Origin of the sequence: Variovorax sp. 350MFTsu5.1, assembly GCF_048302515.1 — a bacterium.
Taxonomy (GTDB): Bacteria; Pseudomonadota; Gammaproteobacteria; order Burkholderiales; family Burkholderiaceae_C; genus Variovorax; species Variovorax guangxiensis.
The window spans coordinates 5,562,209-5,584,944 of record NZ_CP157620.1 but is presented as its reverse complement, the minus strand read 5'-3'; the positions used below and the strand labels follow the sequence as shown (position 1 = coordinate 5,584,944).

General features: G+C 69.5%; 24 protein-coding genes. 16 read left to right on the top strand and 8 right to left on the bottom strand.

The window, feature by feature from the left end:
* The first annotated feature begins 27 nt into the window (after positions 1-27).
* The 3 genes from acnD to ABL843_RS25410 are packed head-to-tail and all read left to right on the top strand — an operon-like array spanning position 28 to position 4,747.
* Positions 28-2,628, top strand: coding sequence for a Fe/S-dependent 2-methylisocitrate dehydratase AcnD (gene acnD / locus ABL843_RS25420; protein ID WP_418117753.1), 2,601 nt, complete (start codon positions 28-30; stop codon positions 2,626-2,628).
* A 17-nt stretch (positions 2,629-2,645) separates the two neighbouring features.
* Positions 2,646-3,839 (top strand): 2-methylaconitate cis-trans isomerase PrpF, encoded by a 1,194-nt coding sequence (prpF, locus tag ABL843_RS25415; RefSeq protein ID WP_418117752.1) that lies wholly within the window; start codon positions 2,646-2,648, stop codon positions 3,837-3,839.
* 44 nt (positions 3,840-3,883) lie between these two features.
* A complete protein-coding gene (locus ABL843_RS25410; RefSeq protein ID WP_126025002.1) occupies positions 3,884-4,747 on the top strand; it encodes an isocitrate lyase/PEP mutase family protein in 864 nt (287 codons plus the stop codon).
* A gap of 41 nt (positions 4,748-4,788) precedes the next feature.
* Here the strand turns inward: ABL843_RS25410 and ABL843_RS25405 are convergent, their stop codons facing one another.
* Positions 4,789-5,235, bottom strand: a complete 447-nt coding sequence (locus ABL843_RS25405) for a universal stress protein (protein WP_126025001.1) — start codon at positions 5,233-5,235, stop codon at positions 4,789-4,791.
* A 175-nt stretch (positions 5,236-5,410) separates the two neighbouring features.
* Between ABL843_RS25405 and ABL843_RS25400 the strand changes: the two genes are divergently transcribed.
* Entirely contained in the window at positions 5,411-5,755 is a 345-nt protein-coding gene (locus ABL843_RS25400; protein WP_418117751.1) for a FlxA-like family protein, read from the top strand.
* Between the two features lie 24 nt (positions 5,756-5,779).
* On the opposite strand, the gene ABL843_RS25395 is transcribed toward ABL843_RS25400, so the two are convergent.
* Entirely contained in the window at positions 5,780-6,328 is a 549-nt protein-coding gene (locus ABL843_RS25395) for a MarR family winged helix-turn-helix transcriptional regulator (protein WP_126024999.1), read from the bottom strand.
* 211 nt (positions 6,329-6,539) lie between these two features.
* On the opposite strand from ABL843_RS25395, the gene ABL843_RS25390 reads away from it, so the two are divergent.
* Positions 6,540-7,526 carry a tripartite tricarboxylate transporter substrate-binding protein gene (locus tag ABL843_RS25390; RefSeq protein ID WP_369660930.1) on the top strand — a complete coding sequence of 329 codons (987 nt, stop codon included), beginning with the start codon at positions 6,540-6,542 and terminating at the stop codon, positions 7,524-7,526.
* Between the two features lie 36 nt (positions 7,527-7,562).
* Here ABL843_RS25390 and ABL843_RS25385 read toward each other — a convergent pair whose 3' ends face one another.
* From ABL843_RS25385 to ABL843_RS25370, 4 genes are read right to left on the bottom strand one after another with little or no spacing between them, the layout of a single operon-like run.
* Positions 7,563-8,729 (bottom strand): mandelate racemase/muconate lactonizing enzyme family protein, encoded by a 1,167-nt coding sequence (locus tag ABL843_RS25385; RefSeq protein ID WP_418117750.1) that lies wholly within the window; start codon positions 8,727-8,729, stop codon positions 7,563-7,565.
* A 40-nt stretch (positions 8,730-8,769) separates the two neighbouring features.
* Entirely contained in the window at positions 8,770-9,480 is a 711-nt protein-coding gene (locus ABL843_RS25380) for an SDR family NAD(P)-dependent oxidoreductase (RefSeq protein ID WP_184642233.1), read from the bottom strand.
* Positions 9,470-10,441: a Bug family tripartite tricarboxylate transporter substrate binding protein gene (locus ABL843_RS25375; RefSeq protein ID WP_369660932.1), complete on the bottom strand. Its 972-nt coding sequence runs from the start codon at positions 10,439-10,441 to the stop codon at positions 9,470-9,472. The genes ABL843_RS25380 and ABL843_RS25375 overlap by 11 nt, the downstream gene beginning before the upstream one ends.
* A 53-nt stretch (positions 10,442-10,494) precedes the next feature.
* Positions 10,495-11,433 carry a dihydrodipicolinate synthase family protein gene (locus ABL843_RS25370; protein WP_418117748.1) on the bottom strand — a complete coding sequence of 313 codons (939 nt, stop codon included), beginning with the start codon at positions 11,431-11,433 and terminating at the stop codon, positions 10,495-10,497.
* Between the two features lie 117 nt (positions 11,434-11,550).
* Between ABL843_RS25370 and ABL843_RS25365 the strand changes: the two genes are divergently transcribed.
* Positions 11,551-12,477: a LysR family transcriptional regulator gene (locus tag ABL843_RS25365; RefSeq protein WP_418117747.1), complete on the top strand. Its 927-nt coding sequence runs from the start codon at positions 11,551-11,553 to the stop codon at positions 12,475-12,477.
* 15 nt (positions 12,478-12,492) lie between these two features.
* Here ABL843_RS25365 and ABL843_RS25360 read toward each other — a convergent pair whose 3' ends face one another.
* Positions 12,493-13,164, bottom strand: coding sequence for an RraA family protein (locus tag ABL843_RS25360; protein ID WP_418117746.1), 672 nt, complete (start codon positions 13,162-13,164; stop codon positions 12,493-12,495).
* Positions 13,165-13,189: 25 nt separating this feature from the next.
* Positions 13,190-14,416 carry an aspartate transaminase gene (locus ABL843_RS25355; protein ID WP_418117745.1) on the bottom strand — a complete coding sequence of 409 codons (1,227 nt, stop codon included), beginning with the start codon at positions 14,414-14,416 and terminating at the stop codon, positions 13,190-13,192.
* Positions 14,417-14,559: 143 nt separating this feature from the next.
* Between ABL843_RS25355 and nac the strand changes: the two genes are divergently transcribed.
* The 10 genes from nac to ABL843_RS25305 all read left to right on the top strand — a co-directional run bounded on the left by nac (position 14,560) and on the right by ABL843_RS25305 (position 22,719).
* Positions 14,560-15,498 (top strand): nitrogen assimilation transcriptional regulator NAC, encoded by a 939-nt coding sequence (gene nac / locus ABL843_RS25350; protein WP_184642227.1) that lies wholly within the window; start codon positions 14,560-14,562, stop codon positions 15,496-15,498.
* A gap of 127 nt (positions 15,499-15,625) precedes the next feature.
* Positions 15,626-16,060, top strand: a complete 435-nt coding sequence (locus tag ABL843_RS25345) for an acetyl-CoA carboxylase biotin carboxyl carrier protein (RefSeq protein WP_418117744.1) — start codon at positions 15,626-15,628, stop codon at positions 16,058-16,060.
* Positions 16,061-16,073: 13 nt separating this feature from the next.
* A complete protein-coding gene (accC, locus tag ABL843_RS25340; protein WP_418117743.1) occupies positions 16,074-17,429 on the top strand; it encodes an acetyl-CoA carboxylase biotin carboxylase subunit in 1,356 nt (451 codons plus the stop codon).
* A complete protein-coding gene (gene pxpB / locus ABL843_RS25335) occupies positions 17,426-18,082 on the top strand; it encodes a 5-oxoprolinase subunit PxpB (RefSeq protein WP_418117741.1) in 657 nt (218 codons plus the stop codon). The genes accC and pxpB overlap by 4 nt, the downstream gene beginning before the upstream one ends.
* Positions 18,079-19,068 carry a biotin-dependent carboxyltransferase family protein gene (locus ABL843_RS25330; protein ID WP_418117740.1) on the top strand — a complete coding sequence of 330 codons (990 nt, stop codon included), beginning with the start codon at positions 18,079-18,081 and terminating at the stop codon, positions 19,066-19,068. Before pxpB ends, ABL843_RS25330 begins: the two co-directional genes overlap by 4 nt.
* Before the next feature lie 5 nt (positions 19,069-19,073).
* On the top strand, positions 19,074-19,463 hold the full coding sequence (locus ABL843_RS25325; protein ID WP_418117739.1) for an acetyl-CoA carboxylase biotin carboxyl carrier protein: 390 nt from the start codon (positions 19,074-19,076) through the stop codon (positions 19,461-19,463).
* Between the two features lie 29 nt (positions 19,464-19,492).
* Positions 19,493-20,257, top strand: a complete 765-nt coding sequence (locus ABL843_RS25320) for a LamB/YcsF family protein (protein WP_418117738.1) — start codon at positions 19,493-19,495, stop codon at positions 20,255-20,257.
* Between the two features lie 191 nt (positions 20,258-20,448).
* Positions 20,449-21,201, top strand: coding sequence for an SDR family oxidoreductase (locus tag ABL843_RS25315; protein ID WP_418117736.1), 753 nt, complete (start codon positions 20,449-20,451; stop codon positions 21,199-21,201).
* Positions 21,202-21,240: 39 nt separating this feature from the next.
* A complete protein-coding gene (locus ABL843_RS25310) occupies positions 21,241-21,942 on the top strand; it encodes an amino acid ABC transporter permease (protein WP_184642220.1) in 702 nt (233 codons plus the stop codon).
* 12 nt (positions 21,943-21,954) lie between these two features.
* Complete coding sequence (locus tag ABL843_RS25305; RefSeq protein ID WP_418117733.1) at positions 21,955-22,719, top strand: amino acid ABC transporter permease; 765 nt, start codon at positions 21,955-21,957, stop codon at positions 22,717-22,719.
* Positions 22,720-22,736: the final 17 nt, after the last annotated feature.

Below are 22,736 nucleotides of genomic sequence, written 5' to 3'. Positions count from 1 at the left end.
GAAGGCAAGAGGCCCGAGCGCCGCCCCATGAACACCCAGTACCGCAAGAACCTTCCCGGCACTTCGCTGGACCATTTCGACGCGCGCGAGGCCGTCGAGGCCCTGCGTCCAGGCGCATGGGCCACGCTACCCTACACCTCGCGCGTGCACGCCGAGAATCTTGTGCGCCGCTGCGATCCGGCCATCCTCGAACAGAGCCTGCGGCAGATCGTCGAAGGCAAGCGCGACCACGACTTTCCGTGGTTTCCGGCGCGCGTGGTGTGCCACGACATCCTGGGCCAGACCGCGCTGGTCGACCTGGCCGGCCTGCGCGACGCCATTGCCGAGCAGGGCGGCGACCCGGCGCAGGTGAACCCGGTGGTGCCGGTGCAGCTCATCGTCGACCATTCGCTGGCGGTGGAGTGCGGCGGCTTCGACCCCGATGCCTTCGAGAAGAACCGCGCCATCGAGGACCGGCGCAACGAAGACCGCTTCCACTTCATCGACTGGACGAAGCGGGCCTTCAGGAATGTGGAGGTGATACCGCCGGGCAACGGGATCATGCATCAGATCAACCTGGAGCGGATGTCGCCCGTGGTGCATGCGCAAAACGGCGTGGCCTACCCCGACACGCTGGTCGGCACCGACAGCCACACGCCGCACGTCGACGCGCTGGGCGTCATCGCCATCGGCGTGGGTGGACTGGAGGCCGAGAACGTGATGCTGGGCCGGGCCTCGTGGATGCGCCTGCCCGTCATCGTCGGCGTGAAGCTCTCGGGCCGGCCGCGGCCGGGCATCACCGCCACCGACGTGGTGCTGGCGCTCACCGAGTTCCTGCGCCAGTCGAAGGTGGTGGGCGCGTACCTGGAGTTCCATGGCGAAGGCGCCGCGAGCCTCACGCTGGGCGACCGCGCGACCATTTCCAACATGGCGCCCGAATACGGCGCCACGGCCGCGATGTTCGCGATCGACCAGCAGACCATCGACTACCTGCGCCTCACCGGCCGCAGTGACGAGCAGGTGCGGCTGGTGGAAACCTATGCGAAGCACACCGGCCTGTGGGCCGATGCGCTGAAGGACGCGGTGTACGAGCGCGTGCTGCACTTCGATCTCTCGACGGTGGTGCGCAACATGGCGGGCCCGTCGAATCCGCATGCGCGCGTGGCCACCGCCGATCTCGCGGCGTGCGGCATCGCGGCGCCGTGGCGCGACGAACCGGGCCGCATGCCCGACGCAGCGGTGATCATCGCTGCCATCACCAGCTGCACCAACACCAGCAACCCGCGCAACGTGATCGCCGCCGGCCTGCTTGCGCGCAATGCCAACCGACTGGGGCTCGTGCGCAAGCCCTGGGTCAAGTCTTCGCTGGCGCCGGGCTCCAAGGCCGTGACGCTGTACCTGCAGGAAGCAGGCCTGATGGGCGAGCTCGAAAAGCTCGGCTTCGGCGTGGTGGCCTATGCCTGCACCTCGTGCAACGGCATGTCGGGCGCGCTCGATCCGGCGATACAGCAGGAGATCGTCGAACGCGACCTCTACGCGACGGCGGTGCTCTCGGGCAACCGCAACTTCGACGGCCGTATCCATCCGTATGCGCGGCAGGCCTTCCTCGCCTCGCCGCCGCTGGTGGTGGCCTACGCCATCGCCGGCACCGTGCGCTTCGACATCGAGCGCGACGTGCTCGCCGTGGTCGACGGCAGGGAGGTGCGGCTGAAGGACATCTGGCCCGACGACGCGGAGATCGACGCCATCGTGAAGTCCAGCGTGAAGCCCGCGCACTTCCGCGAGGTGTACGAGCCGATGTTCGCGATCCGGCCCGATGCGGGCGACAAGGTGGCGCCGCTGTACGACTGGCGCCCCGCCTCCACCTACATCCGCCGCCCGCCCTACTGGGAAGGCGCGCTGGCCGGCGAGCGCACGCTCAGGGGCATGCGGCCGCTGGCGATCCTGCCGGACAACATCACCACCGACCACCTCTCGCCCTCCAACGCGATCCTGATGGACAGCGCCGCCGGCGAGTACCTCCACAAAATGGGCCTGCCCGAGGACGACTTCAATTCCTACGCCACCCATCGCGGCGACCACCTCACTGCGCAGCGCGCCACCTTCGCCAACCCGACCCTCAGGAACGAGATGGTGCGCAAGGAAGACGGCAGCGTGCGCGCCGGCTCGCTGGCGCGCGTGGAGCCCGAAGGGCAGGTCATGCGCATGTGGGAGGCCATCGAAACCTACATGCTGCGCGGGCAGCCGCTGATCATCGTGGCGGGCGCCGACTACGGCCAGGGCTCCTCGCGCGACTGGGCCGCCAAGGGCGTGCGCCTCGCGGGCGTGGAGGCCATCGCGGCCGAGGGCTTCGAGCGCATCCACCGCACCAACCTGATCGGCATGGGCGTGCTGCCGCTCGAATTCAAGTCCGGCACCAGTCGCCTCACGCTGGGCCTGGACGGCACCGAGACCTACGACGTGACCGGCGCGCGCGAGCCGCGCGCCGATGTGACGCTGGTCATTCACCGCCGCAACGGCGAGCGGCTCGAAGTGCCGATGACCTGCCGCCTCGACACCGCCGAGGAGGTGTCGATCTACGAAGCGGGCGGCGTGCTGCAGCGCTTCGCACAGGACTTCCTTGCCTCGGCCGCGCCCGTGGCCGCATGAACCGAGAATCTCAGCCCATGGCTTCCTTCGCACCACAGATCAGGATTCCCGCCACCTACATGCGCGGCGGCACCAGCAAGGGCGTGTTCTTCCGCCTGCAGGACCTGCCCAGGGCCGCGCAGGTGCCCGGCAAGGCGCGCGACGCGCTGCTGCTGCGCGTCATCGGCAGCCCCGACCCCTACGGCAAGCAGATCGACGGCATGGGCGCCGCCACCTCGAGCACCAGCAAGGCGGTGATTCTTTCGAAGAGCGACAGGCCCGGCCACGACGTGGACTACCTCTTCGGCCAGGTGTCGATCGACCAGCCCTTCGTCGACTGGAGCGGCAACTGCGGCAACCTCTCGGCGGCCGTCGGCCCCTTCGCCATCGCCAACGGCCTGGTCGACGGCAGCAGCGTGCCGCGCGACGGCGTGGCGGTGGTGCGCATCTGGCAGGCCAACATCGGCAAGACCATCGTCGCGCGCGTGCCCATCAGCGACGGCGCGGTGCAGGAAACCGGCGACTTCGAGCTCGACGGCGTGACCTTCCCGGCCGCCGAGGTGCAGCTCGAATTCATGGACCCTGCTGCGGAAGAAGAGGGCGCGGGCGGCGCGATGTTTCCGACCGGCAATCTGGTCGACGAGCTCGAGGTGCCGGGCGTCGGCAGGCTGCGCGCGACGATGATCAACGCCGGCATCCCGACCATCTTCGTGGAGGCCGAAGCCATCGGCTACACGGGCACCGAGCTGCAGGACGCGATCAACGGCGACGCCGCCGCGCTCGCGAAGTTCGAAGCCATCCGCGCGCACGGCGCGGTGCGCATGGGGCTCATCAAGAACGTCGGCGAAGCGGCAGGGCGCCAGCACACGCCCAAGGTCGCGTTCGTCGCGAGGCCAGCGAGCTACACGGCTTCCAGCGGCAAGCCGGTCGCGGCGGGCGATGTCGACCTGCTGGTGCGCGCGCTGTCCATGGGCAAGCTGCACCACGCCATGATGGGCACGGCGGCAGTAGCCATCGGCACGGCGGCGGCCATTCCGGGCACGCTGGTCAACCTCGCGGCCGGTGGCGGCGAGCGCTCGGCGGTGCGCTTCGGCCACCCCTCGGGCACGCTGCGCGTGGGCGCGCAGGCCAGCCGGGTCGATGGCGAATGGCGCGTGACCAAGGCCGAGATGAGCCGCAGCGCCCGCGTGCTGATGGAAGGCTGGGTGCGCGTGCCCGGCGATGCGCTCTGACCTCCGGAATCAACAAGACAACGCAACACAACAAGGAAGAACCGATGTCGACTCGCAAGACCCTCCGAGCCCTGGCCGAAGCGCGCCGGGGCGTGCTGGTGCCGGGTGCCTTCAACGCGCTGTCGGCGCGCGTGATCGAGGACTTGGGCTTCGAGGCCATCTACGTCACCGGCGCAGGCGTCACCAACATGTGGTTCGGCCTGCCCGACCAGGGCTTCATGGGCCTGCACGAGATCGCCGACCACACGGCGCGCATCCGCGACGCGGTGGGCCTGCCGCTGATCGTGGATGCCGACACCGGCTTCGGCAACGCGCTCAACGTGCGCCACACGGTGCGCGTGCTGGAGCGCGCGGGCGCCGACTGCATCCAGTTCGAGGACCAGGTCGCGCCCAAGCGCTGCGGCCACTTCTCGGGCAAGGACGTGATCTCCACCGAGGAGGCAGTCAACAAGATCAAGGCTGCCGTCGATGCGCGCACCGACCCCGATCTGCTCGTCATGGCCCGCACCGACGCCGCCGCCACGCTGGGCTTCGAGGCCGCCATCGAGCGCGCGCAGAAGTTCAGCGAGGCGGGTGCAGACATCCTCTTCGTGGAGGCCGTGACCACGGCCGACGAGATCCGCGCGCTGCCGCAGCGGCTGAAGAAGCCGCAGCTCATGAACATGGTGATCGGTGGCAGGACGCCGATCTTCGGCGCCGAGGAACTCGCCGGGCTGGGCTACGGCATCGTGCTGTATGCCAACGCGGCGCTGCAGGGGGCAGTCGCCGGCATGCAGAAGGCGCTGACGGTGCTGCGCGACACGAAGCGCGTGGACGAAGACCCGGCGCTGGTCGTGCCCTTCGCGGAACGCCAGCGGCTGGTGGGCAAGCCCGAACTCGACGCGCTGGAGAAGCGGTACGCGAGCTGAGCAGGAGAAGGCGAGAGAAAGCAGGAGAAGGGCTGGCGCCGCTAGCGCAGCACCAGCACCGGGATGTGAGAGTGCGTCAGCACATGCAGCGTCTCGCTGCCCATCAGCAGCCGCGCCAGGCTGCGCCGGCCGTGAGAGGCCATCACGATCAGGTCGCACTGCTGGTTCTTCGCGGCCGCGATGATGGCCTCGGCCACCTGGTTCGACTTCATGACCACCGCCCTCGGATTGCGCACGCCCCTGGCGGTGGCGGCGGCGACCGACTTGTCGACCAGCCGGCGCGCGGCATGGTCCGACTGCTCCTGCGCGGCCTCGATGTCGCGCTGGCTCAGCATCAGCGATCCTTCGAAGTAGCCGACGGGCTCGATGTGCGCGACGGTGACGCTCACCAGTTCGGCATTGCAGAGCAGGGCCAGATCGATGGCGGCATTGACCGCCTGCTCCGACAGCGCAGAGCCGTCGGTTGCCACGAGAACACGCTTGTACATGGCAGGCTCCTTGGCCCCCGGCACCGCGGGTGCCCTCGAATTCCAGTCTAGTCGGCCATGGCGGCGGTGCAAGCGGTCGCGGGCAATTGCGGCGCGATCAGAGGCGGCCCTCTATTTTTCGCGCCGGCTGCCGATATAGCTTCTTTCCCTTGCGGACAACCAGAGGAGGACAGAGATGCTCAATACCATCGGCGCGAGCGGCGGCGCAACAGGCAGCGGGGTCAACGTGAACGCCGAGATCGCGAAGATCCAGCGGCAGATCACCGCCACGCAGAAACAGATCGGCGAGACGCAGGCCCAGCTGCTCGCCGCGCCCGAGGATGCCCGCGATGCGATCCGGATGCAGCTCGAGGCGCTCGCGGCGAAGCTCGCGATGCTGCAGCAGCAGATGAATGCGCTGCGCAACGCCGGCGTCCAGCAGAGCGCGATGGCCTCGCTGGAGGAAAGCGCCGCGGGCACGCAGCGCGCCAGTCGCGGTGCGTCGGGCACGCTCGGCAGCGTGGTGGACGTGCAGGCCTGACTGTCCGCTTGATCGCCCGCCGGGTCAGCCGCCGCGCTCGGGCCAGCGGTGCCGTGTTCCGCCCGAGCGCCGGTCCGCCTTTTCCGCCACTACGCCCTGCGCGAGCAGTTCTTCGCCGCGCTGCTCCAGGTGGTGCAGGCAGCGCAGGAGGGCGTCCAGGTCCGCGGGCGCCACGCCTTCCAGCAGTTCCGTGTTCAGCCCCGCGATGCGCGGAAAGAGCCTGCCGAAGAGCTGCTGGCCCGAGGCGCTCAGCCGCACATGCACTTCGCGCCGGTCTTCCGCGTTCTGCCGGCGCTGCACCAGCTTCTTCTCGACAAGGCTGCGCAGTCCGCGCGAGGTGCGCACACGGTCCAGGTGCAGCTGGGTGGCCAGCGCCGAGGAGGTCATCTCGCCCTCCTGGGCGAGCGTGGCGATCATTCCCCACTCGCGGCGCGTGATGCCGAAGCCGCCCTCGACCAGCCGCGTCGCCATGCCGCTGCCCGCGCGCACGGCGCGCGCCATGCGGTAGAGCAGCAGGTCGTCCAGTGAATGGGGCGCGCGCAACGCTCCTGCATCGGGGAAAGCTTGTTGCATACAGGTGACGGAACGTGAAGGGCGCGAGCGGTTGAAGTGTGGTTCGCCCGCCTCGGCAGGCACTTGATTGATTAGATCAACTGTTTCCCTGTACGTATAAACCAGTAACAAATTTGAACGACCGGAAACAGTCTTGGTGCGCGATTTTCGCCGCGAAACCGCGCCTGCCCGTCCTTCCGCTCGTGCCCACCTCCGCAGGAGACCCGATCCGATGCCCGCATTCCTTTCCCGGCGCAAGCTCATCATGGCATGGGGCGTCGCCCTGGCCGCCTGCGCTCCCCTGGCCCAGGCCCAGGCGCCCGCCGCGCTGGACGGTGGGCCGCTCACCCTCGTGGTCGGCTATGCCCCGGGCGGCAGCACCGACCGCATCGCGCGGCTGATCGCCGAGCGGCTCACGCCGAAGCTCGGCGTGCAGGTGAGCGTGGAAAACCGTCCGGGTGAAGGCGGTCGTCTCGCGGCCAAGGAAGTGAAGCGCGCGCCCGCCACGCAGAACGTGCTGATGCTCGGCAACCCCGCCGTGATGGTGGTTGCGCCGCTGGTCATCAAGGACGCGGGCTACGACCCCGACAAGGACTTCGTGCCCGTTTCGCAGGTGAGCAGCTACGACTTCGCGCTGGCCGTCGGCAGCAAGCTCCAGCTCGACCGCGCGATGTTCCTCGTGGGCCGGCTGTGGGCGCACCCCGAGGAAGCCATCTTCGGCGTGCCCGCCACCGGCAGCCTGCCGCACTTCTTCGGCCTGATGGTGGGCGACGCGCTGAGCGTGCAGCCGCAGATCAAGGGTTACGGCGGCTCGGCGCCGCTGGCGGCCGACCTGGTCAACGGCAGCCTGCCGATTGCCATCGACACGCTCGACTCGCTCTATCCGCAGCACGTGGCCGGCAAGATCCGCATCCTGGCCACCTCGGGCAAGAAGCGCGCGAGCTTCGCGCCCAACATCCCGACCTTCAGCGAGGCCGGCATGAAGATCGACGCCGACGGCTGGAACACCTTTTTCGCGCCAGCGGCCATGCCGCCCGCCAAGGTGCAGCTGCTGGCCAATTCGATCCGCGACGTGATGAAGGACCCGGGCCTGCACAAGGCGGCCGACGCGCTCTTCATCACGCCCGTTTCCAGCAACGCGGCGGAAACGACGCAGATGCTGAAGGCCTACCGCGCACAGTGGGAGCCGGTCGTGCGCCGCTCCGGTTTCCACCCCTGAGGACCGAACGCCCCGGAGGGCGTTCCCTTCGACTCGTCAGCTGGCGAGCGCCCGCATCTCGGAGATCAGATCGGCCTTGCCCTCGAAGCCGATGCCCGGCAGCGGCGGCAGGGTGACGTAGCCGTTGTCCACCTTCACGCCGTCGGGGAAGCCGCCGTAGGGCTGGAACAGGTCGGGGTAGCTCTCGTTGCCGCCCAGGCCGAGGCCGGCGGCAATGGCCAGCGACATCTGGTGGCCGCCGTGCGGAATGCAGCGCGAGGGCGACCAGCCGTTCTCCTTCAGCATGTCGAGCGTGCGCAGGTATTCGACGAGGCCGTAGCTCAGCGCGCAGTCGAACTGCAGCCAGTCGCGGTCGGGGCGCATGCCGCCGTGGCGGATGAGGTTGCGCGCGTCCTGCATCGAGAACAGGTTCTCGCCCGTGGCCATCGGGCCGGCATACACCTCGCCGAGCTTGGCCTGCAGTTCGTAGTCGAGCGGATCGCCCGCTTCCTCGTACCAGAAGAGCGGGTACTGCGAGAGCGCGCGGCCGTAGTCGATGGCGGTGGGCAGGTCGAAGCGGCCGTTGGCGTCCACCGCGAGCTGCTGGCCGGGGCCGAGGATCTTCAGCACCGACTCGATGCGCTCGCAGTCCTCGGCCAGCGTGGCGCCGCCGATCTTCATCTTCACCACAGAGTAGCCGCGCTCCAGGTAGCTGGTCATCTCGCGCTGCAGGCCTTCGAGGCCCTTGCCGGGGTAGTAGTAGCCGCCTGCCGCGTAGACGAACACGCGCGGGTTCGGCTTGCCGGTGCCGTAGCGCTCGGCCAGCAGCTGATGGAGCGGCTTGCCCGCGATCTTGGCGGTGGCGTCCCACACGGCCATGTCGATGGTGCCCACGGCCACCGAGCGCTCGCCATGGCCACCGGGCTTCTCGTTGATCATCATGCGGGCCCAGATCTTGTGCGGATCGAGGTTGTCGCCGGTCTCGTCGAGCAGCGAGGCCGGGTCGGCCTCCAGCAGGCGCGGCAGGAAGCGCTCGCGGATCAGCCCGCCCTGGCCGTAGCGGCCGTTGGAATTGAAGCCGTAGCCGATGACGGGCCTGCCGTCGCGGATCACGTCGGTGACCACCGCCACGAGGCTCAGGGTCATCTTCGAGAAATCGATGTAGGCGTTGCGGATGTCCGACTTGATGGGGCGGGTGGATTCGAGGATGTTGACGATTTTCATGGTCGGGTTCCGGGTGGAAGAGAGGGAAAGCGAAAGAGGTTCAGAGATGCAGCGACGAGCCGCCGCAGATCGGGATGTCCTGCCCCGTGATGGCCGCCGCCTGCGGCGAAAGAAGAAAGCCGGTGAGCGCCGCGATCTCCTCGGGCTGGATCAGCCGGCCGATGGGCGGCAGGCGCGGCGCGCTGCCCGCGCGGGCCGGGTCCTGAAGCATCGATGTCTGCGTGGCGCCGGGCGACACCACGTTGACGGTCACGCCGTGCGAGGCGACTTCCGCCGCCCAGCTTCGCGCGAGCGCGATCAGCGCGGCCTTGGTCGCGGCGTACTGGCCGCGCCCGGGCAGGCCCTGCGCGACGCGGCTGCCGACGAACACCACGCGGCCGTTGCCACGCGCCGCCATCGCGGGCACGAGCGCGTCGGCCAGGCGCGTGGCAGCGTCCACGTGCAGGCGCCACATCAGTTCGCCGCCCGCATGGTCGAGTTCGCCCAGCGGGCCGACGCGCAGCACGCCGGCCGCGTGCACCAGCGCGCCCGCGTCCTGCAGCGCCGAGGCGGTGCGCGCGATGGCGGCGGCGTCGCTGAGGTCCACCGCCATGTGCGTGAAGCCGGCGTGGGACGACAGCGTGGGCGCGGCCAGGTCCAGCCCGCTCACGCGCCAGCCCGACTGCAGCAGGTGCGAGGCGATGGCGCGGCCGATGCCGCCGCTGCTGCCCGTCACCACGGCATGCGGAAGCTGGGCTCCCTTATTCGACATGGATGTTGCCCTCGGTGATGATCTTCTTCGAGCGCGCCATGTCCTCGGCCTGGAACTTCGCGAAGTCCTCGACGCTGCCCGGCGTCAGCAGCAGGCCCTGCGCGTTCAGCGTCTCGCGCATGTCGGTGCCCAGCGCCTTGTTGACCTCGGCGTTCAGCCGCTGCGTGATGGCCGGCGGCAATTTCGCCGGGCCCCACAGGCCGTACCAGCTGTAGAACTCGTAGCCCGGAATGCTCTCGCCCACCGTGGGCACGTTCGGCAGGCTGGTGGCGCGCGTGGCCGAGGTGACGGCAATCACCTTCAGCATGCCGCTCTTGTGGTACTGCAGCGAGCCGAGGATGGGGTCGATGAAGCCGTCGATCTGCCCGCCGATCAGGTCCTGGAAGGCAGGCGCCGTGCCCTTGTACGGCACGATCAGGTAGTCGAGCCCGCCGCCCGCGCGCTTGAGCAGCTCGGTCGACAGGTGCCCCGCCGAGCCGATGGAGCCCACCGCGAAGGTCATCTTGCCGGGGTGCGCCTTGGCGTAGGCGATGAGCGACTTCACGTCGTTCACCGGCAGGTTCTTGTTGACCGCCACCGACAGCGGCGCCTTGGCCACCAGCGCCACCGGGGTGAAGTCCCTCACCACCTCGTAGGGCACCGACTTCATGGTCATCGGCGCGGTGGTGAAGGTCGATGCATTGAACAGCAGCGTGTAGCCGTCGGCCGGCGCCTTCGACACCACGTCGGCACCGATCACGCCGTTGCCGCCGGGGCGGTTCTCCACGATGAAGGTCTGGCCCGTCTGCTCGCCCAGTTTCTGCGCCAGCAGGCGGCCGACCGTGTCGAGCGTGCCGCCGGGCGGGAAGGGAATCACCATGCGCACCGGGCGGGCGGGCCAGTTCTGGGCGAGGCCGGCGGTCGATACGGCGGCCAGCGCGAGCGCGGCCAGCGTGGCGCGCAGGAAGTGCTTGCGTTGCATGTCTCTTGTCTCCTGGGGTTCTTTTCACCGAGGGGCGCGGCGGCCCCCTGCTGTCAGCGTTTCGACAGGCCCGCCTGCTCGACGGCGGCGCGCAGCGCGTCCATCTCGCGCGCGTTGGGCGCCTCCGTGGGCGGGCGCACCGTGGCGTTCTCCAGCACGCCGGCCAGGTACATGCCGCCCTTCATGCGGGCGTGGGCCTCGCCGGTGGGCTCGCCGCCGCCGTACACCGCGTCCTTCAGCGGCGTGATGAGCGCCTGCGCCGCCATCGCCTTCTTCAGGTCGCCGGCCTTCACCGCGTTCCACAGGTCGATGATGAGTTGCGGGATGAAGGTCGCGAAGCCGACCAGCGCGCCGTCCACGCCCTGCACCATCGACGCCAGCAGGTACTCGTCGTGGCAGGTGAGGATGGCCTTGGAAGCATCGGCCTCGCGGATCGCCTGGATGTCGCGGGCGTACTTGTTCATGTCGCGCTGGCCCACCTTGAAGGCCTGCAGGTAGGGCAGGCGCGCCAGTTCGGCCAGCAGCTGCGACGAATACGAGGCGCGCGTCCAGGCCGGGTACACGTGGCAGACCAGGTCCAGTTCGGGCGCGGCGCGATGGATGGCCTCGAAGTACTGCAGCGCGTGGCCGGGCGTGAAGCCGAAGCGCAGCCAGTGGTGCGGCGGCATCACGTCCAGCGCCACCGCGCCGGCGGCCTGGGCGGCGCGGGCGTGCTCGGCGGCTTCGGCCAGGCCCTCGCAGACGATCGACGAGATCACCGGCATGCGGCCGCGCAGCTCGTCGGCGACGATGCGCGTGACCTCGGCGCGCTCCGAAGGCGTGAGCGAGAACACCTCGCCGGTGTGGCCGTTGGTCATGACCGCCACCACGCCGTCATGGCCGGCAAGCCAGGAAGCCAGCTTGCGCAGCGCGGGTTCGTCGATGCGGTGGTCGGCCGTGAAGGGGCAGGAAATGGCGGGAATGATCCCGCGATAATTCGCGATGGAAGGCATGCTGTGTCTCCGTGGTGGTTCAAGGTGCAGGAATGGATGCATCTTTTGCCGGCGGGGTGCGGACCGTCCAATACTCGAATCGCATACAACTATTCAACCCGACCGACCGCGCAGCGCATGGGCCCCGGCAACCGACCCCTCGACCTCGAATGGCTGGAAGACTTCCTGGCCCTGGCCGAGACCGGCAATTTCTCGCGCGCCGCGCAGGCGCGCTCCATCGCGCAGCCCGCCTTCAGCCGCCACATCCGCTCGCTGGAGGAATGGGCGGGCGTCGATTTGTTCGACCGCAGCGCGCACCCCACTGCGCTCACGGCCGCCGGCAAGCGCTTCCAGCCGCTGCTGCAGGAAGTGCTGGCCGGCCTGGAGGCCGCGCGCATCAAGGCCCGCGCCGCGCACGACCTGGCAGCCGCCAGCCTGAGCTTCGCCGCCACGCATGTGCTCTCGCTCACCTTCTTTCCGCGCTGGCTCGCCGGCGTGGAATCGCGGCTGAGCATGGGCCCGATCCAGACCATTTCCGACAGCTCCTACGCCTGCGAAGACCTGATGCTGCAGCGCCGCGTGCAGTTCGTGCTGTGCCACGGCCATGCCGATGCGCCGGGCCGGCTCGACGAGGCGCAGTACCCCGTGCGGCGGCTGAGCGAAGACGTGCTCGTGCCCGTGAGCGCGCCCGATGCCGGCGGCGCCCCGCTGCATGCGCTGGGCAAGGGCCAGTCGCCCTCCGTGCTGGCCTACAGCGAGGCCTCGGGCCTGGGCCGCATCATGCGTGCCATCCAGGACATCGAGTTCGGCAAGGACTTCGCCGCGTCGCTGTCCATCGTCTTCACCGCGCACCATGCCGCGCTGCTGCGCACCATGGCACTCGAAGGCCGCGGTCTCGCATGGCTGCCGATGAGCCTGGTGTCGGGCGACCTGCGCGGCGGCGCGCTGGTCGATGCCGGCGCGGGCGGCTGGCGCGTGCCGGTGGACATACGCCTGTACCGCCAGCAGGCGCAGATGGCGCCGGTGGCGGAGGCGTTGTGGGGGCTGGTCAGCGAGGCCGGCTGATCAGCACAGTCCGTTTCAGTTGGCGCAGCGCGCTTCCAGCGCATCGAGGAAGCTGCGGTCCCAGCGGCCTTCCTTCATCGCCGCGATGGTGTGCGCCTCGGTCTCCAGGTGCGCGCGCGCCTTCTCGATCAGCAGCTCCGCCTCGTCGGGCGAAAAGGCCATCAGGCCGTCCTGGTCGCCCACCACGATGTCGCCGGGGTTCACGATCATTCCGCCGACCGACACCGGAACGTTGATCTCGCCGGGGCCGTCCTTGTAGGGACCGCGGTGATTCACGCCGCGCGCGTACACCGGGTAGTCGCGCTCGCGGATCTCGGCCACGTCGCGGATGGCGCCGTCGAGCACCAGCCCGGCGGTGCCGATGGTCGCGGTGTAGAACGACAGGATGCCGCCGATGACCGCGTTGTTGAGGTCGCCGCCCGCGTCGATCACCAGCACGTCGCCGGGCCTGCAGAACTCGAAGGCGCGCATCGGCGTGAGGTTGTCGCCACCGCGCGTCTTCACGGTCACGGCCGTGCCCGCCATGGTCTTGTGGCCGGGGCGGTGGTAGGGCTGCAGGCCCACGCTGCCGATGTTGCGGTGCATGTTGTCGCTGAGCGCGGCCACCGGGATGTCGCGCAGCGCGGCAATGATGTGCGGCGCCACCTGCGGTGCCGACGGGTTCTTGCGAATGGCTTTGTAGGGCATGGGGAGCGTCCTCGTCTTGAAGTCTTCAGCGCAATGCGGCCACGGCGCGCGCGATGCGCTTGCAGCCCTCTTCCAGCGTCTCGAGCGACGTGGCGATGGAAAGCCGGAAGTAGGGCGAGAGCCCGTAGGCCGTGCCCGCCACCACCGCCACGCCCTCGCTTTCGAGCAGGTACATCACCACGTCGCCGTCTTCGCGCAACTGCCTGCCTTCGGGCGTGGTCTTGCCGATGAGGCCGCCGCAGTTGATGTACAGGTAGAAGGCGCCGGGCGGCGTGGCGCAGCTCAGGCCGGGAATGTCGTTGACCAGCGCCAGCGTGCGGTCGCGCCGCTGCCGGTAGACGGCCACGCTCTCGGCCACGAAGGCCTGGTCGCCGTTGAGCGCCGCCGCCGCCGCCGCCTGGCTCACCGAGCAGCAGTTGCCGGTGGATTGCGAAAGCAGCGTGTCCAGCGCCTTGATCAGGTCTGCCGGGCCGGCCGCGTAGCCGATGCGCCAGCCCGTCATCGCGTAGGTCTTGGACACGCCGTTCACGATCAGCGTGCGCTCGCGCAGCGAAGGCGCCACGCCGAGGATGTGCGGCAGCGGTTCGCCGTCGAAGCGGATGTGCTCGTAGATCTCGTCGGTCATCACCATCACCTGCGGATGGCGTTCCAGCACCTCGGCCAGCGCGCGGTATTCGGCGGCCGTGTAGCTCGCGCCGGTCGGGTTGCTCGGCGAGTTGATCAGCAGCCAGCGCGTGCGCGGCGTGATGGCCGCCTCGAGCTGCGCGGGCGTCAGCTTGAAGCCGTTGGCTTCGGGGCAGGCCACGGTGACGGGCGTGCCCTCGCAGGCCAGAACCATGTCGGGATACGACACCCAGTAGGGCGCCGGGATGATCACCTCGTCGCCCGGCTCCAGCGTGACCGCGAAGGCGTTGTAGATCGCGCTCTTCGCGCCGCTGGTGGCGATGATCTCGTTCATCGCGTAGCTCAGGCCGTTCTCGCGCTGCAGCTTGGCGACGATGGCTTCGCGCAGTTCCACCGTGCCCGCCATCAGCGTGTAGCGCGTGGCGCCGCGCTCGATGGCGGCCGCCGCGGCCTGGCGGATGTGCGCGGGCGTGTCGAAGTCGGGCTCGCCCACCACGAGGTTCACGATCGACTTGCCCTGCCTGCGCAGCTCGTTGGCGCGGTCGGCCGCCGAGGTGCTGGGCGAGGGCTTGATGCGCCGCACGCGGGCGGCAATGCGGGAGTCAGCGCTGGAAGTAGTGGCTTGCATGGACCGAACGGTACGCACATCGATCCCGCGAGGCCAAGACGAGATTGCACTGGTCGTATAGGCGCAGCTTATGACTCATGGTGAGCACCCATATCCGCCGCGCGGGGCCGGTGCTAGGCTTGGCTTTTGCTTGGGGACAAGGCGTGAACCTGCGACGCCTCAAATACTTCGTGAAGATCGTGGACATCGGAAGCCTCACTCAGGCGGCCGAGGTTCTTTTCATCGCCCAGCCCGCGCTGAGCCAGCAGCTGGCCACGCTCGAAGGCGAAGTGCGCCAGCAGCTGCTGGTGCGCACCAAGCGCGGCGTGACGCCCACCGAGGCCGGCAAGGTGCTCTACCGCCACGCGCAGATCATCCTGCGCCAGTGCGAGCAGGCCCGTGTAGACATGGAAGCCGCCGGCGAAGGGCTCTCGGGCCAGGTGTCGGTGGGGCTGGCGCCGGGCACGGCGGCATCGGCGCTCTCGCTGCCGCTCTTGCGCACCGTGCGCGCGCGGCACCCGGGCATCCTGCTCTACCTGAACGAGAACTACGGCACCACGCTCAGCGAACTCATCATGAACGGCCGGATGGACCTGGCCGTGCTCTACGGCGACAAGGCCATCCACGGCCTGAGCTTCCTGCCGCTGCTGAAGGAACCGCTCTTCCTGGTCGGGCCGGCCTCGATGCCCGCGCCCTCGCAGCCGGTGAAGCTGGCCGACCTGCGCGACATCGAACTCTTCCTGCCGCGCCCCTACAACGTGGTGCGCAAGCTGGTGGACGCGGCCTTCGTGCGCGCGGGCATGGTGCCGCGCGTGGTGGCGGAGATCGAATCGGCCTTCACCCTCACGGCGGCCATTGCCGACGGGCTGGGCGCCACCATCCTGCCGGCGTCGATGGCGCGCGAGGTGGTGGCGAGCTGCGGCGCATGGCAGTTCCCCATCGTCGATCCGGTCATCGAGGCGCCGCTGGCGCTGTGCCAGTCCGACCACCTGCCACTGTCGGAGCCGGCGCAGGCGGTGAAGGACATCCTGCTCGAACTGGTGGCCGACCTCGCGGGCACCGTCGCGTCCACGCCCGAGCCCGAGATCGCCGCCCTGTCCTGAGCCGGGCGTCATAAGCCGCCCTTATCCCGGCACAGCCAATCCGTCTTGGGCTTTGTGCCCGCTGCCCGCTACCTTTCATGCATGCCGTCACGCGTTCGCGGAACGCGTCGGCCATCGAAGCCCCGGCATGAAGCAGGAACAGATCAAGACGCTCATCGACGCTTTGGCCGCATCGGACCTGGCGGAACTGGAATTCAGCGAGAACGGCAGCACGCTGCGGCTGGTGAAGCTCGCGGCGCTGGGCGTTGCGCCCGCTGCACGGGCGCCTTCCGCCGTACGCAGGGCTCCGCGACAGGCCCTGGAAGCAAGTGCCGATCCGACGGCTGCCGGCACCGAATGCCTCGCGCCGCTGCACGGCGTGGTGCACCTGCAGCCCGCGCCGGGCGAACCGCCTTTCGTGCGACAGGGCCAGGCCGTGGAAGCCGGCCAGCTGCTGTGCGTGATCGAGGCGATGAAGATGTTCAACGAGGTCCGCACAGACGCGGGCGGCACCCTGCAGCAGGTGCTCGTGCAGTCGGGCCAGGAAGTGGAAGCGGGGCAGCCCCTGTTCCGCTTCGCCTGAGGAGGCACGCGCGATGTCCTTCGACACCGTCCTCATCGCCAACCGGGGCGAGATCGCCCTGCGCATCCAGCGCGCCTGCCGTGGGCTCGGCCTGCGTACCGTGGTCGTGCACTCCGAGGCCGACCGCGACGCGGTGTATGTTGCGCAGGCAGACCAGGCCCTGTGCCTGGGCCCCGCCGCGCCGGGCCAGAGCTATCTCAACCAGTCCGCCATTCTTTTCGCCGCCGAAGTGAGTGGCGCGCAGGCGATCCATCCCGGCTACGGCTTCCTGTCGGAGAACGCGGGCTTCGCGCAGCGCGTCGAGCAAGCCGGCCTGGTCTTCATCGGCCCCAGCGCCGCGTGCATCCGCACCATGGGCGACAAGGTCTCGGCCAAGCGCGCGATGCGCAAGGCCGGCGTGCCCTGCGTGCCCGGCCCCGACGAGGCGCTGCCCGACGATGCCGCCGCCGTGCAGGCGCTGGCGCGCGAGATCGGCTACCCCGTCATCGTCAAGGCCGCGGGCGGCGGCGGCGGACGCGGCATGCGCGTGGTGCACGACGAAGCAGCGCTGCCCGGAGCGATGGCGCTCACGCGCGAGGAAGCGCGCCAGGCCTTCGGCAACCCCGAGGTCTACATCGAGAAGTTCCTGCTGCACCCGCGCCACGTCGAGATCCAGGTGCTGGCCGACAGCCACGGCAACGCCGTGTGGCTGGGCAGCCGCGACTGCTCGCTGCAGCGCCGCCACCAGAAGGTGATCGAGGAAGCGCCCGCGCCCGGCATCGACGAGGCGCTCTTGGCCGAGGTGGGCGAGCGCTGCGCGGCGGCGTGCCGGCAGATCGGCTACTGCGGCGTCGGCACCTTCGAGTTCCTGTACGAGAAGGGTGCCTTCTACTTCATCGAAATGAACACCCGCCTGCAGGTGGAGCACCCGGTGACGGAGATGACCGCCGGCATCGACATCGTGCAGCAGCAGCTTCGCATGGCGCGCGGCGAGCGCCTGTCGATCGCGCAGGCCGACGTGCACTGCCGGGGCCACGCCATCGAGTGCCGCATCAATGCCGAGAACCCCGACACTTTCGCGCCCTCGCCGGGGCGCATCGCCGGCTGGCAGATGCCCGGCGGCTTCGGCGTGCGCGTCGATTCACACGCGGGCACGGGCTACCGCGTGCCGCCGTACTACGACTCGATGATCGCCAAGCTCATCGTGCACGGCGCGAGCCGCGCCGACGCGCTCGAGCGCATGCGCCTGGCGCTGGCCGAGACGCTCGTGGAAGGCATCGCCACCAACGTGCCGCTGCACCGCGCGCTGCTGAGCGACGGGGGCTTCGCGGCCGGCGGCGTCGACATCCATCATCTCGAACGCTGGCTGCAGCAAAGGAGCGCGGCGTGAGCACGGCACCATCCATCAGCCTCCTGGGCACCACCGCGCTGCTCTTCGAGGCGCCCGGCGGCATGAACCTGCCGTCGCAGCAGCGAATCTGGGCGCTGGCGCGCGAGGCCGAGCGCTGGCCCGAGGTGCGCGAGGCCGTGCCGGGCATGAACAACCTGATGCTCAGCTTCACGCGCGCGCCGCGCCAGCTCGACGCGTTGCGCACGCGCCTGTGCGAAGCCTGGGACGCGGCCACCGCCTTGCCGCGCGAGGGCCGCATCGTCGAACTGCCTGTGGTCTACGGCGGCGAGGGCGGTCCGCACATGGCCGACGTGATGGCGCACACGGGGCTTGGCATCGACGTCATCGTCGAGCTGCACAGCACGCCGCTCTATCCGGTGTACGCGCTGGGCAGCCACCCGGGCTACTGCTACCTGGGCGGCATGGACCCGCGCATCGCCACGCCCCGGCGCAAGGTGCCGGTGCTGAGCATTCCCGGCGGCGCCGTGTCCATCGGCGGCGCGCAGACGGGCGTGTCGGCATCGGCCGGCCCCAGCGGCTGGAACACCATCGGCACCACCTCGATGGTGTTCTTCGACCCCGCGCAGGACCCGCCCGCGATGCTGCAGCCGGGCGACATGATCCGATTCCGCGTGGAGGGCATCGTCCGATGATCGAGATACTTTCCTCCGCCGCGCTCGCCACCGTGCAGGACCTGGGCCGCACCGGCAGCCTGCGCTGGGGCGTGGGCACTTCGGGCGCCATGGACAACCTCGCGCTGGCCGCCGGCAACCTGCTGTTGGGCAATGCGCTCGGCGCGGCCGCCGTCGAGGTGCCGGTGTTCCCGTTCAAGGTGCTATTCGACGATGACTGCGCCTTCGCGCTCACCGGCGCAGACTGCGCCGCCCGGCTCGACGATCAGCCCCTGCTGCCCTGGTGGGTGCACCAGGCCCGCGCCGGCCAGGTGCTCACGCTGGGCCTGCCGCGGGGCGGCGCCCAGCGCGGCAGCCGCGCCATGCTGTGCGTGGCCGGCGGCATCGACGTGCCAGAGGTGCTGGGCTCGCGCAGCACCCAGCTGCGCGGCGCCTTCGGCGGCCATGAGGGCCGCGCGCTGCGCAAGGGCGACCTGCTGCGTGCGGCTGGCGCCGGGGCTGCGTGCCGCACCGGATTCGGTCTGGTTCCTCCGTCGCTCGCGCTGCCGCTGGAGCGCGACGGCGTCGCGGCCGTGCGCGTGCTGCCCGCCGCCGAGTACATGGCCTTCGAGCCGGCCTCGCGCGAGGCCTTCTGGGCCGGCGAATGGAAGATCACGCCGCACAGCGACCGCTACGGCTACCGCCTCGAAGGCGAGGCGCTGCGGCCCATCGCGCCGATGGAGCTGCGCTCGCACGGCATCGTGCCCGGCGTGATCCAGGTGCCGCACAGCGGGCAGCCCATCATCCAGATGCGCGACGCCCAGCCCTCGGGCGGCTATCCCAAGTTCGGCACCGTGATCGAGGCCGACATGTGGCGCCTGGGGCAGGCGCCCATCGGCAGCCGCATCCGTTTCATCGAGACCAGCTGGGAAGAAGCGCTGGACGCGCTGGACGAGGTGCGCGCCTGGCTCGACAAGGTGGCGCGGATGGTCGAACTGCACCGCGGCGCGCCCGCTGCCACGAAATGACCGGCATGCAGGACGTTTCCCGACTCGCCGCCTGGCTGGCCGGCACCGACATCGGTTTGCTCGAACTGCGCACGCCGCAGGGCACGCTGCGCCTCGGACGGAAGGGCGACGACGTCGTCGAGCTGCCGGAAGAGGAGGAGGAAGAAGAGATCGAACTCGTATCGATCCGCGCCCCTTCGCTCGGCGTCTTCCTGCACGGCCATCCGATGGCCGCCGTGCCGCTGGCACGCATCGGCGCGCGCGTGGCGGCCGGCCAGGCCGTCGGCCTGCTGAAGATCGGCCCGCTGCTGCTGCCGGTGACGGCGCCGCAGGCGGGCATCGTCGAGGGCATCCGTGCGGCCGACGGTGTCGCCGTCGGCTACGGCAGCCCGCTGATCGATCTGCATCCCCTCTGACAGAACGAGAAAGAGAAGGACTCCCCATCATGGACATCGACCTGAACGCAGACCTCGGCGAAGGCTTCGGCCCCTGGCGCATGGGCGAGGACGAAGCCCTGCTGGACATCGTCTCCTCCGCCAACGTGGCCTGCGGTTTCCACGCGGGCGACCCGGTCATCATGGACCGCACCGTGCGCATGGCGCGCCAGCGCGGCGTGGACGTGGGCGCGCACGTGGGCTTTCCCGACCTGATGGGGTTCGGGCGCCGCCAGATGCAGATCGAGACGAAGGAACTGGTGGCCTATGTGCTCTACCAGTTGAGCGCGCTCGACGGCATGGCCCGCACCGCCGGCCACCGCATGACGCACATGAGCTTTCATGGCGCACTGGGCAACATGGCAGCGGCCGATGCCGCGCTGGCCGAGCCGCTGGTGCGGGCTGTGGCCGACTTCGACCCCACGCTCACCGTCAGCACCTCCGCCAGCCGAGCCATCGAGGACGCGGCCGAGCGCTGCGGCCTGCGCGTGCGCCGGACCTTCCTGGCCGACCGCGCCTGTGGAGACGACGGCCTGCTGGTGCCGCGCAAGCTGCCCGGCGCCGTCATCCATGAGCGCGACGCCGTGCTGGCGCGCGTGCGCCAGCTGCTGGAAGACGGCACCGTCACCAGCGTCACCGGCCGGAAGATCCCGATGCGCGTGCATTCCATCCTGCTGCACGGCGACACCCCCGGCGCGGTGGAGCTGGCGCGTGCCGTGCGCGGCGTGGTGGAGCAGGCGGGACGCGTGGTGCCCATCTCCAGGCAATCCACCTGAGCGCACCTGAGCGCACCTGACCGGTGGGGCGTCGGGGCACGAACATGGTGCTAACCCTTACCCATATGCACGGATCGCGGGCGACATAAGGGCGGCTTATCTCTCCACAGCCAATCCGTCTTGGCGCCGCCCGCGGGCGCTGGCTACAGTGAAATCCAGGCAGTCATCTGCCCCCAACGAAAGAACCGAACATGCCGTTTTCCGACTACAAGACCGCACTGGTGACCGGAGCCTCCTCGGGCATCGGCGCCGCCGTCGTCGAGCGCCTGAGCAAGGAAGGCCTGAAGGTGCATGCGCTGGCGCGCAGCGCCGGCAAGCTGGCCGACCTGGCCGCGCGCACCGGCTGCGTTCCGCACGCCGTCGACGTGAGCGACATCGCAGGCATCACCCGGCTCGCGCAGGAAGTCGAGTTCGACGTGCTGGTCAACAACGCCGGCGTCGATCGCCCCGGCTCCATCCTCAAGGCCGACGCCGAGGGCATCGACCTGCTGGTGGACGTGAACCTGCGCGCGGTGCTGCACCTGTGCCGGCTCGTGGTGCCGGGCATGGTCGCGCGCGACCGCGGGCACGTGGTCAACATCAGCTCCATCGCCGGCGCCTACAACTTCGGCGGCAACAGCACCTACCACGCGACCAAGGCTGCGGTGAGCATGCTGTCGCGCCAGCTGCGCATCGACTGCTTCGGCAAGCGCGTGCGCGTCACCGAGATCTGTCCGGGGCGCGTGGCCACGGACATCTTCGCGCACGTGCACGGCGATTCCGAGGACACCTACAAGCGCTTCGTCGAGGGATTCGAGCTGCCGCAGGCCGAGGACATCGCCAGCGCCATCGCCTTCGCCATCGCGGCGCCCATTGCGGTGAACGTGGGGCACATGGAGATCACGCCCACGCTGCAGGTGCCCGGCGGCCTCTCGACCACCCGGCCCGAAACTCCGCGCGGCTGATTCCCCCAGGTCCATGCACGCCAGCCAAAGGAACAGCGCATGAAGGACTTCGACCTGCTGGCGATCCTGCTGAAACCGGAGTTCGGCGACATGCTGCTGCACGGCATGCTGGAGACGCTGAGGATCGCGGCCGGCTCCTGGCTGCTGGCGATGACCATGGCTGTCGTGCTGCTGGTGGTGCGGCTCACGCCGAACCGCATCGCCGAACGCGCGGTGGCCGGTTATGTCTCCTACCACCGCAACGTGCCCACGCTGGTGCAGCTCATGTTCTGGTACTTCGGCATCTTCAGCCTGCTGCCCGACGCGCTGCAGGGCTGGCTGTCGGCCAACAACGCGGAGCGGCTGCTGTCCATCGTCGCGCTCGGCCTGTGCCAGGCCGCCTACTTCAGCGAGGACATGCGCTCGGGGCTGCGCGCCGTGCCGGCGGGGCAGGCCGAGGCGGCGCGCGCGCTCGGCCACGGCTACATCGGCTCGATGCGCCACGTGATGCTGCCGCAGGCGATCCGCAATGCGGTGCCGGCGCTGGTCAACCACAGCGTGTCGCTCTTCAAGAACAGCAGCCTGGCCATGGCCATCGGCGTGGCCGAGCTGACGCACGCGGTGAAGGAGATCGAAAGCCAAAGCTTCCGCACCTTCGAGGCCTACAGCGTGGCCACCGTGCTGTACCTGGTGTGCTCGCTGCTCATCATGGCCGTGGGCGGATGGCTGTCGCGGCGCTATCGCATCGCGGGAACAAGGTAAGCGGGGCATCGCATGTACAGCGTCTACGAAATTCTTCGCGACAACTGGCTGCTGCTGCTGGTCGGCCAGTACCCCAACGGTCCGCTCGGCGGCATCGTCGCCACGCTGATCCTCTCGGTGCTGGGCATTGTGCTGGCCTTTCCGCTGTCGGTGCTGCTCGCGCTGGCGCGGTTGTCGCCCTGGCGCGTGCTGCGCTGGCCCGCCACCGTGCTGGTGTACGTGGTGCGCGGCGTGCCGCTGCTGATGGTGATCCTGTGGGTCTACTTCCTGGTGCCGCTTCTCATCGGGCGCGAGGTGTCGGGCTTCACCACCATGCTGTGCACGCTGGTGATCTACGAGGGCGCGTATCTCTCCGAGGTGGTGCGCGCGGGCATCCAGGCCCTGCCCAAGGGCCAGACGGAGGCGGCGCGCGCGCTGGGCCACAGCCACCTGGGAACCATGTGGTTCGTGATCCTGCCGCAGGCGCTCTACAACATGCTGCCGAGCATGCTGAGCCAGTTCATCTCCACCATCAAGGAGACCACGCTGGGCTACGTGATCAACGTGCAGGAACTCACCTTCGCGGCCAACCAGATCAACAACCAGCTGCTGACCAAGCCCTTCCAGGTGTTCTTCATCCTGGCGATGACCTACTACGTGGTCTGCTTCAGCCTGACCCAGCTCACCCAATGGCTGGAGCGGCGCGTCGCGCACAAGCGGCTCGGCGCGGTGCAGGTCCAACCCGCGGCCGGAGACAGCACGCCGCTTCCTTCGCCGGTGGCGGCGCCACAGCCATGACCATGACGACGCCCGCT